Origin of the sequence: Maricaulis sp. (assembly GCF_015665295.1) — a bacterium.
GTDB lineage: Bacteria > Pseudomonadota > Alphaproteobacteria > Caulobacterales > Maricaulaceae > Maricaulis.
Genome location: NZ_JADFAJ010000040.1, coordinates 1 through 14084 on the forward strand (window position 1 = coordinate 1; position 14084 = coordinate 14084).

15 protein-coding genes are annotated in these 14084 nt (G+C 64.6%); 9 read left to right on the plus strand and 6 right to left on the minus strand.

Features of this window, described 5'->3' with window-relative positions:
* The 3 genes from QZZ02_RS14240 to QZZ02_RS14250 form a co-directional block, all read left to right on the plus strand.
* Nucleotides 1–792: insulinase family protein (locus tag QZZ02_RS14240; RefSeq protein WP_291845366.1), on the plus strand; the 792-nt coding region annotated here is incomplete at its 5' end.
* Nucleotides 793–818: 26 nt separating this feature from the next.
* Complete coding sequence (locus QZZ02_RS14245; RefSeq protein WP_291845368.1) at nucleotides 819–2228, plus strand: pitrilysin family protein; 1410 nt, start codon at nucleotides 819–821, stop codon at nucleotides 2226–2228.
* 80 nt (nucleotides 2229–2308) lie between these two features.
* Nucleotides 2309–2953, plus strand: a complete 645-nt coding sequence (locus QZZ02_RS14250; RefSeq protein ID WP_291845370.1) for a hypothetical protein — start codon at nucleotides 2309–2311, stop codon at nucleotides 2951–2953.
* 22 nt (nucleotides 2954–2975) lie between these two features.
* Here QZZ02_RS14250 and QZZ02_RS14255 read toward each other — a convergent pair whose 3' ends face one another.
* The gene (locus tag QZZ02_RS14255; protein ID WP_291845371.1) at nucleotides 2976–3344 is read right to left on the minus strand and encodes a VOC family protein; all 369 of its coding nucleotides are present in this window, start codon (nucleotides 3342–3344) and stop codon (nucleotides 2976–2978) included.
* 62 nt (nucleotides 3345–3406) lie between these two features.
* On the opposite strand from QZZ02_RS14255, the gene QZZ02_RS14260 reads away from it, so the two are divergent.
* From QZZ02_RS14260 to QZZ02_RS14275, 4 genes are all read left to right on the plus strand, one after another.
* Nucleotides 3407–4066 carry a methyltransferase gene (locus tag QZZ02_RS14260; protein ID WP_291845372.1) on the plus strand — a complete coding sequence of 220 codons (660 nt, stop codon included), beginning with the start codon at nucleotides 3407–3409 and terminating at the stop codon, nucleotides 4064–4066.
* A 39-nt stretch (nucleotides 4067–4105) separates the two neighbouring features.
* On the plus strand, nucleotides 4106–4537 hold the full coding sequence (locus tag QZZ02_RS14265) for a MarR family winged helix-turn-helix transcriptional regulator (protein ID WP_291845373.1): 432 nt from the start codon (nucleotides 4106–4108) through the stop codon (nucleotides 4535–4537).
* Between the two features lie 140 nt (nucleotides 4538–4677).
* Entirely contained in the window at nucleotides 4678–5454 is a 777-nt protein-coding gene (locus tag QZZ02_RS14270; RefSeq protein WP_291845374.1) for an enoyl-CoA hydratase-related protein, read from the plus strand.
* A 37-nt stretch (nucleotides 5455–5491) separates the two neighbouring features.
* Nucleotides 5492–6925 (plus strand): serine hydrolase, encoded by a 1434-nt coding sequence (locus QZZ02_RS14275; RefSeq protein ID WP_291845376.1) that lies wholly within the window; start codon nucleotides 5492–5494, stop codon nucleotides 6923–6925.
* A 17-nt stretch (nucleotides 6926–6942) separates the two neighbouring features.
* On the opposite strand, the gene QZZ02_RS14280 is transcribed toward QZZ02_RS14275, so the two are convergent.
* Nucleotides 6943–7380 (minus strand): BLUF domain-containing protein, encoded by a 438-nt coding sequence (locus QZZ02_RS14280; protein ID WP_291845377.1) that lies wholly within the window; start codon nucleotides 7378–7380, stop codon nucleotides 6943–6945.
* Between the two features lie 204 nt (nucleotides 7381–7584).
* Here QZZ02_RS14280 and QZZ02_RS14285 point away from each other — a divergent pair, with 204 nt between their 5' ends.
* Nucleotides 7585–9093, plus strand: coding sequence for a UbiD family decarboxylase (locus tag QZZ02_RS14285; RefSeq protein WP_291845378.1), 1509 nt, complete (start codon nucleotides 7585–7587; stop codon nucleotides 9091–9093).
* A gap of 569 nt (nucleotides 9094–9662) precedes the next feature.
* Here the strand turns inward: QZZ02_RS14285 and QZZ02_RS14290 are convergent.
* Complete coding sequence (locus QZZ02_RS14290) at nucleotides 9663–10244, minus strand: TIGR00730 family Rossman fold protein (protein ID WP_291845379.1); 582 nt, start codon at nucleotides 10242–10244, stop codon at nucleotides 9663–9665.
* 69 nt (nucleotides 10245–10313) lie between these two features.
* Between QZZ02_RS14290 and QZZ02_RS14295 the strand changes: the two genes are divergently transcribed.
* On the plus strand, nucleotides 10314–11420 hold the full coding sequence (locus QZZ02_RS14295; RefSeq protein ID WP_291845381.1) for a PDZ domain-containing protein: 1107 nt from the start codon (nucleotides 10314–10316) through the stop codon (nucleotides 11418–11420).
* Here the strand turns inward: QZZ02_RS14295 and QZZ02_RS14300 are convergent.
* From QZZ02_RS14300 to ispG, 3 genes are read right to left on the minus strand one after another with little or no spacing between them, the layout of a single operon-like run.
* Nucleotides 11402–12502, minus strand: coding sequence for a beta-eliminating lyase-related protein (locus tag QZZ02_RS14300; protein WP_291845382.1), 1101 nt, complete (start codon nucleotides 12500–12502; stop codon nucleotides 11402–11404). The two genes, QZZ02_RS14295 and QZZ02_RS14300, sit on opposite strands and share 19 nt — an antisense overlap.
* Nucleotides 12499–12858, minus strand: coding sequence for an ArsC/Spx/MgsR family protein (locus QZZ02_RS14305; protein WP_291845384.1), 360 nt, complete (start codon nucleotides 12856–12858; stop codon nucleotides 12499–12501). The genes QZZ02_RS14300 and QZZ02_RS14305 overlap by 4 nt, the downstream gene beginning before the upstream one ends.
* A gap of 32 nt (nucleotides 12859–12890) precedes the next feature.
* Nucleotides 12891–14036 carry a flavodoxin-dependent (E)-4-hydroxy-3-methylbut-2-enyl-diphosphate synthase gene (gene ispG / locus QZZ02_RS14310; protein ID WP_291845385.1) on the minus strand — a complete coding sequence of 382 codons (1146 nt, stop codon included), beginning with the start codon at nucleotides 14034–14036 and terminating at the stop codon, nucleotides 12891–12893.
* Nucleotides 14037–14084: the final 48 nt, after the last annotated feature.

Below are 14084 nucleotides of genomic sequence, written 5' to 3' on the forward strand. Positions count from 1 at the left end.
CTCGATGCCGCCAGCCTGGAGGATGCCCAGGCTTTCTTCGACCAGTTCTATGCCCCCAACAATGCGGTCATCGTGGTCGCCGGCGCCATCGATCGCGACGAGACCCTCGCAACAATCGAGCAGTATTTCTCCGGCATTCCGGCCGGCAACGCCCTGCCCGAGATCGACACGTCCGAACCGCGCCAGGAAGAAGAGAAATTTGCCGTTCGCGAAGACCCGCTGGCCAATCAGCCCGCCCTCGCCGTCGGCTATCACATGCCCGAGCGCGGCACGCCGGAATATTACGCCATGATCCTGATCGATCAGTTGCTGGTGCAGGGGGATGACAGCCGGCTCAACCAGTCGCTGGTCAATGAGGAGGGTTTCGCCTCGGGCGTGTTTGGCGGCATCAACCTTCTGGGCAATGCCTTCAATTACGACGGTCCGATGCTGTGGACGGTCGGCATGATCCACGACAGCGAGTTCACCGTCTCCGACGTCATGACCTCGCTGGACGCGACCATTGAAGGCGTCCGCACGGATCTGGTCAGCGAGACAGATGTCGAGCGCGCCCGCACCAAGCTCCTGTCTGAGTTTTACGGAACCGTCGACACGGCGACCCGCTTCGGCCTTGTCGACCTGCTCGCCTCCTTCGCGATGTTTGATGACGATCCGAGCCGGATCAACCGCATCACGGACGGGTTCGAACAGGTCACGCCGGAGCTGATCCGCGCCACCGCGCAGGAATATCTGCGCCCGACCAATCGCACCGTGCTGGAAGTCCGCCTCGCGGACGAAGACGGCTCTGAGTGACCAGGACCCCGGAAGGAATGAGACAGATGACCATTCGACTTTTCCAGGCGGCCCTGTCGGCTGCCAGCCTCGCCCTCCTGCCCGGCCTCGCCACGGCCCAGCAACCCAGCGAGCAACCGCCCATCGGCGAGCCCGTGCCCTTCGAACTGCCGCAGACACAGGGCTTCACGCTCGATAACGGGCTGGAGGTGACCTTCATCCCCTTCGGCCTCGCACCGACGGTGACCCTCTCCCTGCAGGTCCGCGCCGCCAATCTCGATGATGGTGAACAGACCTTTCTCGCCGACCTCACCGGCGCGATGATGGAAGCCGGCGCCGGTGGCCGTTCGGCCGAGGCGATTTCCACCGAGATCGCCGCCATGGGCGGCGCGCTCGATGTCGGTGTCGGTCGCCACACCACCAATATCGGCACCGGCGTGCTCAGCCAGTACGGTCCCGACGCCGTCGCCCTCCTGGCCGATCTCGCCTTGCGTCCGAATTTCGACGCGGACGAGTTCGAGCGGGTCCGCGCCAACCTGGTGCGCGATGTCGATGTCCAGCGGGCCCAGCCCGGCGCCATCGCCACGGAAGCCTATGCCCGCATCCTGTTCGGCCCCGATCATCCTTACGGCAATACCCTGCCGACCGAGGAACAGCTGCGCGGCTATGAGCTGAGCGATGTCGAGGCCTTCTATGCGGCCAATTACGGTGCCGGTCGGGCGCGTCTCTATGTCGCCGGCCATTTCGATGCGGCGGTCATGGAAGCCGCGATCCGCGACTCCTTCGGCGCGTGGCCAACCGGCAACGCCGATACGGCGACCGGCGCACCGGCCAGCGGTGGTCCGATCGTCCGGCTGATTGACCGGCCCGGCGCGCCGCAGACGACCATTCGTCTCGGCTTCCCGGCGATGGCGATCGGCGCGGAAGATGCGCCGGCGATGACGGTGATGAATGCCCTGCTGGGCGGATCCTTCACCTCCCGGCTGACCCGCAATCTGCGCGAGGACAAGGGCTATACCTATTCGCCCGGCTCCGGCGTGACCTGGACGATGGATGGCGGCTACTGGACCTTCAACGCCGATGTCACCGCTGCCGACACGGCCGCCGCCCTGCGTGAAACCTTCAACGAGATCACGCGCCTGCAAAACGAGACGCCGCCAGCCGACGAAGCCAACGGCATGCGAAACTGGCTGGCCGGCATCTTCATCCTGCAGAACGCCTCGACCGGCGGGCTGATCAACCAGCTCGGCCAGCGCGACCTCTATAGCCTGCCGGATGATTATCTCGACCGGTATGTGCCGAGCATCCTGGCGGTCAGCGATGAGGATATTTCAGCCATGGCCCGCGATTACCTGCCGCTGGACCAGATGGTCCTGGTGCTGGTCGGCGACCTGTCGGTCATCGGCGACGATGTCCGCGCTTTGCCGGAAGTCGCGGCTGCGGAGATCCGGGAATAGGTGGAGCCAATGGGGGACATGTATGATTAACGCGCGGCGATAATCATACATGTCCCCCTTTTGCGTGAAAGAGACTGCCGATGAATGATCGCGTCATCGCACCGCTGGCCGCGTTCGCGCTTCTGGCGTCGCCAACCCTGGCCGAGACCGGAAACGGCATGCCGGAATGCCGGATCGCCGACGTGGCTGGCGAACTGTCGGCGGACCCGTCCGACGTGCTCGAGAGCGGCTTTACCCGGCAGGATATCCGGACCCTGACAACCAGAATGTGCTCGGGCCTGGTTCTATGGGAATCGGGCGGGCGCGAAGATATTGGCGAAGCAATCGAGATGTTTATCCTCGATTTCAATGGCTGGGATCGGGACACCCCGCATTTTCAGTCGCGCGTGGCAGGGTTCTGGAATGCTCATGTCGAGCACTTCATCTGCCGCAACCACGGGCATGCCTTCATGGACCAGCACTTCTTGATGCGAACCGTGGAAATGCAATACTATCAGTATGTTCTCACGGCCTACATGCTGCAGGATGAAAGCCTCTATCCGTTCGATATGAACATTGTGCAGATCGATCAGCACGGCCGCGCGGAAACGCTGCTCGATCACCTGGACGCGATCATTGCCGATCCGGGTCAGCATCCGGACTACAACATGCCCGAGCTCAGGGGGCTGCGAGAAATGCTCGTGAGCTTTTACGATGCCCGCTCCGCGTCCGAGGTCTGTCCCTGACACACGCGCCTGACGGCCAGACCTAGTCAATCGCCTGCGCAAACATGATCCGGTGACCGTCCGGCGTGGCGACGCCGAATTCGCGCATGCCCCAGGGCTGGTCGGTGAGACGGTGGATGATGTCGACCCCGGGCCCCCTGATTTCGTCATGGAAAGCGCGCACATCCTCCAGCTCGACATAAGCGAAAAACTGGTGATCGCCGAGCTGCGCCGGCGGGATGGCATCCACGCAATGCCCGATCCGGAGATAGCAATTATCGCGGCGCAGGAAGGCCCAGCCCTCGGCTCGCAGCCAGTGCTCGAAGCCCAGCTTCTCGACCCACCAGCGCGCCGTCGAGTCGAGATCATTGACGGCCAGTACATAGGTTGATCGTGTCACACGTGTCGTCATGGCTTGCTCCTGCGTTCCGCTCCGCCTAACCGGAGACCTCCATCCTTATGACAGGCTCCGCCATGACCGGCATCCCCCGGCTCGACGATCCGCACGGCTTCATCCGCAGCCACACCGCCCTGATGGCCCCGCCGCTGGTGCCCGAGGTCTCGCTGCACCTCGCAGTCGAGACCGTGGCGATCTGGGAGCAGACCGAGGAGGCGCTCGGCGAGATGGGCCTGCCGCCACCTTTCTGGGCCTTCGCCTGGGCAGGCGGTCAGGCGCTCGCCCGCTATTGCCTCGACAATCCCGGCATCGTCGCCGGCAAGCGGGTGCTGGACTTTGCCGCCGGCGGGGCCGTGTCCGGCATTGCCGCGATGAAGGCGGGGGCGGCCTCGGTCGAGGCCTGCGAGCTCGATGCCTTCGCCATTGCCGCGATCGAGAGCAATGCAGCGGCCAATAACGTGACGCTGACACCCCGGCTCGGCGACCTGGTCGGCACGGATGAGGGCTGGGATGTGGTGCTGGCCGGCGATGTCTTCTACGAAGCCGAGCCGGCACGCGTGATCGGCGGCTGGCTGGAACAGCTTAATGCCCGCGGCGCCACCGTGCTGATCGGCGATCCGGGTCGCTCCTTCCTGCCGCAGGACCGGCTGGAGAAAATGGCCGAATACGCCGTAGCCGTGACCCGGGACCTGGAAGACCGCGAAATACGCCAGGCCAAGGTCTGGAAATACCGCTGACGCTCCCCTCGGACGCAGAATCAACCCAGTCTCGTCTGCATGGCCCGCGCTCGCGCCGTAGACCGGCGATTATTCCTGCTGCTGGAGATTGCCGCCCGGAAGCTCAACCGGGATGCCGACGCACGCCTGAAATCCGTTGCCGGTGTGACCTCGGCCCAGGCGGCCGTCCTCTTCCTGCTGGCCCGACGCGGCGAGCGGCGCATGGGCGATATCGGCGAGACCCTGTCACTCAATCCGCCGGCCGTCACCGGGCTGATCAACCGGATGGAGGGGCTGGGCCTGGTCACCAAGACCGCTTCGACGACAGACAAGCGGTCCTCGGTCGTCTCCCTGACCGAGAAGGGGCGCGCCCTGGGCGACACCGCCGATCCTATCCTGCGCGATTTCAATACCGAGCTGGAAAGCCGCCTCGGCGAGGATGACAGCGACATGCTGCATCGCGTCCTGACCCGGCTGGCCGTCAATATCTGAGCATGTTTTGCGTATGACCGCCATGCGGCACAAGTGACGTTTACGTAAACTGATTCACGGTGTTCAAGCCCCCCGCTTTTGCTCTAGGCTCGCCGCAGCCAACAAGCCTGAACAGGCAAAACATCACAAGGGAGGCTCGCGTGAGCGAACTGGTTCTGGTCGAAACTGCGGATCGCATCCGCACCATCCGATTCAATCGTCCGGCGAAGAAAAACGCCCTCACCCAGGACATGTACTCCGCCGCCGCCGAGGCGCTGGAGACGGCCGACACCGATGCGTCGGTACGGGTCTGCATCCTTACCGGGGCCGAAGGCGTGTTCACCGCCGGCAATGACATTGTCGACTTCACCCAGCGCCCGCCGGAGTTTGGCGAACATGACACCCCGCCGGTGCGCCGCTTCATGCTGGCCCTGCTCAATGCGCAGAAACCGGTGATTGCGGCCGTCGATGGTCTGGCAATCGGAATCGGCGTCACCCTGCTCTTGCATTGCGACCTTGTCGTGGCCTCGACCCGCGCCGTCTTCAAGACGCCCTTCGTCGATCTCGCCCTGGCGCCGGAATTTGCCTCCTCCCAGCTCATGCCGCGCATCTTCGGTCATGCCGTGGCCGCCGAACTCCTGTTGCTCGGCGACACCTGGGACGCGACACGCGCCCGCGAGACCGGCCTGGTCAACCGCGTCACCGAGCCGGCAAGAATGGAAGAGACGGCCCGCTTCATGGCCGCCATCCTGGCCGCCAAGGCGCCGACCTCGCTGAAAGCCTCCAAGGCCCTGATGCGCCAGCCGGCCGAGAGCATCGAGGCGCGCATGGACCGCGAGAACACGATCTTCGCCTCACAGCTTCAATCGCCGGAATTTGCTGAAGCGGCGGCGGCCTTCCTGGAACGCCGCGCGCCGGATTTCGACAAGCTGGGCTGAGCCGGTCAGACGGCAACAGGGACAAAGGGGACACAACATGAAGAAACGCTATTTCGCCGGCGGCGCGATCGCCGCCCTGCTCGCTGCCGGGGTCATCGCGCTCAACCTGTCACCGATCGGCCGGATCTATCTGCCCTCGGGCACCGGGATCGTGGCCAAGCAGATGTGTTCCCTGACCTGGGTCTCCGGTCTTGAGTCCGACCAGGCCTATGATCTCTACCTCGCCCCGCTGCTCGGCGATGCCGGCAGCCTGATAGGCTATGAGATGGACGCGGAAAATCGCGAGGTCACCTCGTCCGTGCTCGGCCTGTTCTGGCATCAGCGCGCCGTCTGGCGCGACGGGCTGGGCTGTACGCTGGTGCATGGCGGCCACGGCTTCGATGCCGAGCTCACCGTCCCTGTGGAGCAGGACTTCGTCCCGCTGGAACTCGACACCGCCCATCGCGACCAATGGTTCGACACCGAGGCGCTGGATGCGGCCCTTGCCGACGCCTTCGACGAGATCGAGGCCGATAGCCGCCACACGCTGGGCGTCGCCGTCCTGCACCAGGGCCGCCTCGTCGCCGAGCGCTATGCCGACGGCGCCAGCCGCGACACACGTTTCCATGGCTGGTCGATGACCAAGAGCGCCATGACCACGCTGGCCGGCGCCCTGGTCGAGGAAGGCCGTCTGGACATCGATGCCGAAGGCGCGGTCCCGGCGCTGGCGGAGATTGATGATATCCGCCTGTCGGAGATCACCATCTCGCACCTCTTGCGCATGGCCGGCGGGCTGGCCATCGCCGAGGACAATACCGGCACCGACCCCAACTCGGAAATGCTGTTCACCCAGTCCGACATGCCGCTTTATGCGGCCACCCGCGAGCGCCTGCATGCGCCGGGCGAGCACTGGCAATACATGAGCGGCAATACCATCCTGGCGACCGACACCATGCAACGCCTTCTCGGCGACACATTGCCGGACCAGGTCGCCGGCCTGCGCGCCCGCATCTACGAGCCGCTGGGCATTTATTCCGCGATCATGGAACCGGGCGAGAACGGCGTCTTCCAGGGCTCGTCCTACATGTATGCCACGGCCCATGACTGGGCCCGCCTCGCCCTGCTGTACATGAATGACGGCATGGTGGACGCAGAACGCATCCTGCCGGAAGACTGGTACGACATCGTCGCCGAGCCGACCCCGGGCTCGAATGGCGAATACGGAATGGGCTTCTGGCTGCCCGATGAACGCTCCAGCCTGCCGACGGACACCATCATGATGAGCGGTTTCCAGGGCCAGTGGGGCTATGTCATGCCGGAACAGGAGCTGGTCATCGTCCGCTTCGGCGCCACGACCGGCGTGAACTCCCGCTCGGGAGGACTGGCCCTGGCCGTGCTCGACGCGCTGCAACCGCCGGCCATGGATCCGGCCATGGACACCGACAGCGACGTGGATGGCGCACCCGAAGGCGCGCCGACGCCTGATGAGTGAGGGTTTTCAGTGATAGCCTAGGCGGCGACGCAGAGCGGCGGCGTCTCGGCAATCACGCCCAGCATCAGGATCCGGTGGACATACTGGCTGACCGCGAACGGGCCGGCGCGTTTCTCGCTGATGGCGCTGGCCAGGAGATGATTGACGTGCCCGTCCGGCGTCCTGGCCACGGCCCAGGTGTCGAACTGACGGCGCAATACCGGCACGAACTCCAGCACCTGAAGGTCAAAAATCCGTGCATCGGCCTCAGCGCGGCGGTGAAAGGCGCACAGATCGTCGCTATTGCCCTCGATGATCTCGAGCAGAAAACCGGATTCAACAACCAGCCTGCCCGTCAGGACGTCATCAACGCTGGTCTGGAGGCAGCACGCCAGCAATGATCCAAGCTCGCCGCTCAAGGCTGCCGACCCGGTTTCCACCGTGGTGCGGGCCGCGAGGACCATTCTATGCAGCATGCCTGAATCCAGTTCCGTTGAGCAGACGGCGCGATTTAGCGAGAGTTTTTGAACATCTTTTCAATAATTTGACCGGGCTTTGACTCAAACTCTCCTCAAATTTTCACGGTTTGAGGCAAGCCACTGACCCTGCGACGGAAAGCGGGCTGGACTTTCGGCGGTGAAGTTGCAGTTTCGGATGCACAACAACGCAGGACTGCCCGCATGGCCTACAAGTCGCTCCGCGAATTTCTCGACCAGCTGGAAGCCGAGGGTGATCTGGTCCGGGTCACCACGCCGGTTTCGACCGAGCTGGAAATGACCGAGATCCACAAGCGCACCCTGCATGCGGGCGGGCCGGCCATCCTGTTTGAAAACGTTATCAATGAGCGCGGCGAGAAGAGCGAGATGCCGTGCCTGGTGAACCTGTTCGGCACCGTCAAACGGGTCGCCCAGGCGGTGACGCTGGGCGGCGAGGCCCGCACCACCGGCGCCGAACTGCGCGAGGTCGGCGAACTGCTCGCCTTCCTGCGCCAGCCCGAGCCGCCGCGCGGCGTGAAGGAAGCGGTCGAGCTTTTACCGCTGGCCAAAACCGTGATGTCGATGCGGCCGAAGACCGTAAAGAAGGCGCCCTGCCAGGAGGTTGTCCTGACCGGCGAGGATATCGATCTCGACCGTCTGCCGATCCAGACCTGCTGGCCCGGCGAACCGGCGCCGCTGATCACCTGGCCCCTGGTCGTCACCAAGGGCCCCTCGGACGACAAGCAGGATGATTTCAATCTCGGCATCTACCGCATGCAGAAGCTGGGCAAGGACCGCACCCTGATGCGCTGGCTCAAGCATCGCGGCGGCGCCCAGCACTATCAGCGCTGGAAGGATACAAAGCCCGACCCGCTGCCCGCTGCCGTCGTGCTCGGCGCCGATCCCGGCACCATTCTCGCCGCCGTCACGCCCATCCCCGACACGCTGTCGGAATACCAGTTCGCGGGCATTCTGCGCGGCAAGAAGGCCGAGCTGGTGGACTGCAAGACGGTCCCGCTCAAGGTTCCGGCCGAAGCGGAGATCATCCTGGAGGGCCATGTCCTGCTCGACGAATACGGCCCGGAAGGCCCCTATGGCGACCACACCGGTTATTACAATTCCGTCGAGCATTTTCCGGTCTTCCAGATCAGCGCCATCACCATGCGCAAGGATCCGATCTATCTGACCACCTATACCGGTCGGCCGCCGGACGAGCCGGCGGTGCTGGGCGAGGCGCTCAACGAGGTCTTCATCCCGCTATTGCAGCAGCAATTCCCGGAAATCCTCGATTTCTGGCTGCCGCCGGAAGGCTGTTCCTACCGCATCGCCGTGATCTCCATGAAGAAGGCCTATGCCGGCCATGCCAAGCGCGTGATGATGGGCGCCTGGTCCTTCCTGCGGCAATTCATGTACACGAAATGGATCATCGTCGTGGACGGTGACATCGATGCGCGCGACTGGAAGGATGTGATGTGGGCCGTCTCGACCCGCATGGACCCGGCCCGCGACATCGTCACCGTCGAGAACACCCCGATCGACTATCTCGACTTCGCCTCCCCGGTCTCCGGCCTCGGCTCCAAGATCGGGCTGGATGCGACCAACAAGATGGGCCACGAGACCAACCGCGAATGGGGCGAAAAGCTCGACATGGACGACAAGACGAAAGCGCGTGTCGATGCGATCTGGGGCGAGTTGGGGATTGAGCTGGGCTGACGGCAGGTTGCAACAGCTTTGTCATCCCGGGCGAATGGCCTGCGAAGGCAGGCCGCAGACCCGGGACCCAAACGCCCGGTGCTGCCAGCTTCTGCGTCAATGGGTCCCGGATCTCCGCCCGGCTCGAGGCCGGGCCTGCGTCCGGGATGACACTCGAACAAGATATGCGCCACGCCCCATCCTCGCTTCGCTCGGTTCACTTCCCCACGATGTGGGGAAGAAAAGTGCAAGCCTGTCCCCATCCAACGTCCCAAAAGCCATCATCCACCCTCATTTTTCCCGGAGGCGCGCAGCGCCATCCGGGACCGACGGGCGACTCATCGCTAGCCGGAGATGGGAGCAGGTCCCGGCTCTCCACCCCGCTTTCGCGGGGCTCCGGCCGGGAAAAATGGGATCTTTTCCTCCCCACATCGTGGGGAGGTGGCTTGGCGCACAGCGACAAGACGGAGGGGCCGCCGCAGGCGGAGTGGCACGCTCCCCCTCGCTACGCTCGGCCCCATCGACCCAATGCTGTGCATTGGCCCACTTCCCCACAATGTGGGGAAGAAAAGTGGGGTCGCGCCAGCCCTTCAGGTCTGGCCGGTCTTGATGCGCACATCGGCCGGTGGCGCCTTGTACCTCTCGAACGCATCCAGCAGGGTCGTCACGCGATCCGAGACGACGAGCGCGCCACGGTGTTCCGGCGACAGGAAGCCCTGGCCGGTCATCCTGTCGAGGAAAGCGACGAGGTCGTCATAATAGCCGTTGACGTTCAACAGGCCGACCGGATGGCGATGCTGGCCGAGCTGGGCCCAGGTCCAGATCTCGAACATTTCCTCCATCGTGCCGATGCCGCCGGGCATGGCGATGAAGCCCTCGGACAGTCGCACCATCTTGGCCTTGCGGGCATGCATGGACTTGACGACGTGCAGGGTCGTCAGCTCCATGTGGGCGATCTCTTTCAGGGCGAGGAATTCCGGGATCACCCCGATCACCCGGCCGCCGGCGGCCAGGGTGGCGTCGGCGATCCGCCCCATCAGCCCGACCCGTCCGCCGCCATAGACCAGCTCGATTCCGCGCAGGGCCATGACCTGGCCGAGTCGGTCGGCGGCGGCCAGAAAGGCCGGATCCTGTCCGGCATTGGAGCCGCAATAGACGCAAATCGATTTCATGGCGGGCCCAAAAGACTTGGAAACGGACGGACCATCCCTATCCTGCCGGGGAGTCGCCAGGAGACCAGGATGAAAAAGGTCGCAGCCGTGATAATCGCGCTATTGCTGATCGGCAAGGCACAGGCCCAGATCACGGAGCCCGTCGCCTTGCCCTCACAAGTGTGCCGCGGCTATTTTTTCGTGCCGGTGACGCTGGAAGTCCGCGAGGGCGAGAGCCCCGCCGACCGGACATTATGGTTCCTCTACGACACCGGCGCCTCGACCAGCTATGTCGATCCGGACAGTCTGGAACGGGTCGCCGGACGCCGGATCAACAGCGGCGTCCGCGCGAGTTTCGGCGAGGTTTCGGTCGGGGATTTGCAACTGACCGGTCTGCGGGCCCGGGTTCGCGATCTCGATCACCTGTCGATCGCGCTTGGCCGGGAGATCGACGGCATCCTGGAATTCGACGCCTTCGAGGACGTGCTTCTCACCCTCGACTATGCCGTCGGCGAAATGCGGGTGGTCTCCGGTGCGCTGCCGCAACCCGACAATGTCACCATATTCGACGCCAATGGTCCCGATACCCGCCCCTGGCTCCGGATCGGTTTTCCGGGCGGGGAATGGCGGCGCCTGCTGATCGACAGCGGTGCCGCTCTGAGCGGTGTCATCCTGCGCAATATCGAGCGCTATGACACGCTCGCCCCGCCGCGTGCAACCGGCGCCGCGGTCCGCTTTTCGGAAGTCGAGCGGCGCTCGGCGGCGCGGCTGCGCGGCAATCTGATGATCGGCGATCATGCGCTGGAACAGCCGGTGATCCAGTCGACACCGGAGACCGAGCTGATCGGCGGCGAGGTGATGCGGCATTTCAGCTGGACCTTCGACCAGCGTCACGAGCGGGTGCAAGTGCTGCGCAATGATCCCGCTGTGCCGATCACCTTCGAGCCGATGGTCACCCATGGCCTCGTCCTGGTACCCGAGGATGACGGCATGCGGGTGGCCGCCGTGATCGCCAATTCGCCGGCCTTTGATGCCGGCGTCGAGATCGGCGACTTTGTCACCCATTTCAATGGCAGTGAAATGCGCACACGCAGCTGCGAACTCGGCGGCGAGCCACCGGCCACGCTCGATCTCAGCCTCATCCGCGATGGCGCGCCGCTGGAACTGACACTGAGGCTCTACCCGCTGGTCGACTGAGCCTGACGGACATGATCGGCCATGATCCGGATCGCCGCGATGATACGCGCCGGGTCGGCATCAAGAGCGCGCTCGCCAATGACGAGCTCGAGGGCAGGAACCGGATCATGGTCGAAGTGCCAGAAATGGTTGCCCAGCCAGACCCCGCTCGCCTCCGCCGCAGCGTCACGCGCCGCCCCGGCAGTCGCAACATCACAATCAAGGCGCAGATGCATCATGTTGACCTGCGGCGGGTTCGGCGTGATGGCCAGCCCGTCGCGCTGTCCGACGCCGGCCGCAATCTCGCGGGCCCGGTCAACAAAACCCGGCATCTTGCCAAGGCGCATGTCCAGGACCCGCAGGGCATCGGGCACCATCGGCCAGGGCGAAACCAGTCGACCGCCCATCCGGGCCAGCCACAGGCGCGCGGCGTCGATGAAGTCGGTCTCGCCCGCCAGGATCGCGCCGCCGGACGCGCCAAGATCCTTGTAGAAAGAGACATAGACCGAGGCGAAACCGTCACAGATTTCCGGCCAGCCCTGTCCCGGCCAGGCGCTCGGGAGGGCCCAGATCCGCGCCCCGTCCATGTGGAGCGGCAAGCCTCGCGACGCCGCGCGGGCCTTGATCGCGACCAGTTCGTCCCAGGACGGCAGGGCACCGCCATTATGGCGCTGCGGCAGTTCGATGAAGGCACAACCGGCCGACTCGGGCAGGTCGTCTGCCTTGAGGGGCCGTGACCAGGCACCGATCTCCAGCGGGCGCAGCCCGTGCAGATGGATATGGCCATCCTCCTCGTGCAGGGCGAGATGCGAGGTCGGGTGCAGGGCCAGCCGATTGTCCCCGGCATCCGTACAATGCAGCCGCGCCGCAATCCCCTGCGCCATCGTACCGGTCGGGAACCAGGCGGCCGCCGGCTTGCCAAGCAGCTCGGCCATGCGCGCCTCAAGCCGCGAAACACTGCCACCGGTCAGATAGGCTTCCGCGCCGAAGCCTTCTTGCCGCATGAAATCCGCGACCGCCTCAAGCCGGTCGGCCGGAGCGATTTCATGATGGAAGGGAAAGCCGAGATCGAGATCACAGCGCGCTTTCAGCGCCGCATTCATTCCGCCGCGCCGGCCAGGAGCCCGTCCAGACTGTCAGCCGACCAGCCAACGATGACCGTCGATCCCGCCTCAACAACCGGACGCTTGATCAGGGTGGGATGGGCGATCAGGACACCGGCGGGGTCTCCGGCTGCGATCTCGCGGTCTTCCTCGGACATGTTGCGCCAGGTGGTTGAGCGCGTATTCACCAGCGCCTTGGCACCGACGGCATCGAGCCAGTCGGGGACTTTGACAACCAGATCCACATCCTCGCGGATATCAACAAAGGCATGACCCAGGCCGGCCGCGTTGAGCGCCTCGACCGCCTTCTTGCAGCTGTCGCAATTCTTGAGGCCGTAAACCGTCAATCCCGTCACATCCAACTCCCCAGCTTTACGACGCGCCCTGATTACTCGGCGGCTTCCGCGCTGTCACGTTCCGCCTGCAATTCGGCTGCTCTCGCCTCGACCATTTCAACAATGTGATCGACCATTTCCTCATTGGAGACATTGTGGTCGGGACGGCCGGAGACATACATCTTGCCACGCCCGGCACCACCGCCGGTGAAGCCGAGATCGGTCATTAGCGCCTCGCCCGGCCCGTTGACCACGCAGCCAATGATCGACAGCGAGATCGGCTCGGCGATATGGGCCAGCCGGGCCTCCAGTGTCTCGACCGTGCGGATCACGTCAAAGCCCTGACGGGCGCAGGACGGGCAGGCAATGATGTTGACGCCGCGTGTGCGCAGGCCGAGCGATTTGAGGATGTCGAAGCCGACCTTGACCTCTTCCTCCGGCTCGGCCGACAGGGAGACGCGGATCGTGTCCCCGATCCCGGCCCACAGCATCGAGCCGATCCCGATCGAGGACTTCACCGTGCCGATCCGCGTGCCACCCGCCTCGGTAACCCCCAGATGCAACGGCGCATCGGTCGCCTCGGACAGGGCCTGATAGGCAGCCACGGTGAGAAAGGGGTCGGAAGCCTTCACGGAAATCTTGTAATCGCGGAAATCGAGATCATCGAGAATACGGGCATGGTCCAGCGCGCTCTCGACCATCGCCTCGGGACAGGGCTCACCATATTTCTCCAGCAGGTGGCGTTCCAGCGAGCCGGCATTGACGCCGATCCGGATCGCGCAGCCATGGTCCCGGGCCGCCTGGACGACATCCTTCACCCTGTCCATCGAGCCGATATTGCCGGGATTGATGCGCAGGCAGGCAGCGCCCGCCTCGGCAGCCTCGATGCCGCGCTTGTAGTGGAAATGGATGTCGGCGATCAGCGGCACCTTGGCCGCCTTCGCGATGGTCTTGAAGGCCGCGGTGGAGTCCTCGTCCGGGCAGGACACGCGAACGAGGTCGACCCCCGATTCTTCGCAGCGCCGGATCTGATCGATCGTGGCACCGGCATCAGAGGTCGGCGTATTGGTCATGGTCTGGACGCTGATCGGCGCATCGCCGCCAACCTCAAGCGGACCGACCTTGATCGTCCGGCTCTTGCGGCGTTCGATCATCCGCCAGGGGCGGACGCTGCGCGGATCGGTGCTGGCTTGCGACATCGTCACTCTCCCGTCACGGCTTCGCGAAACGTCCGGAAGCCGGGATAC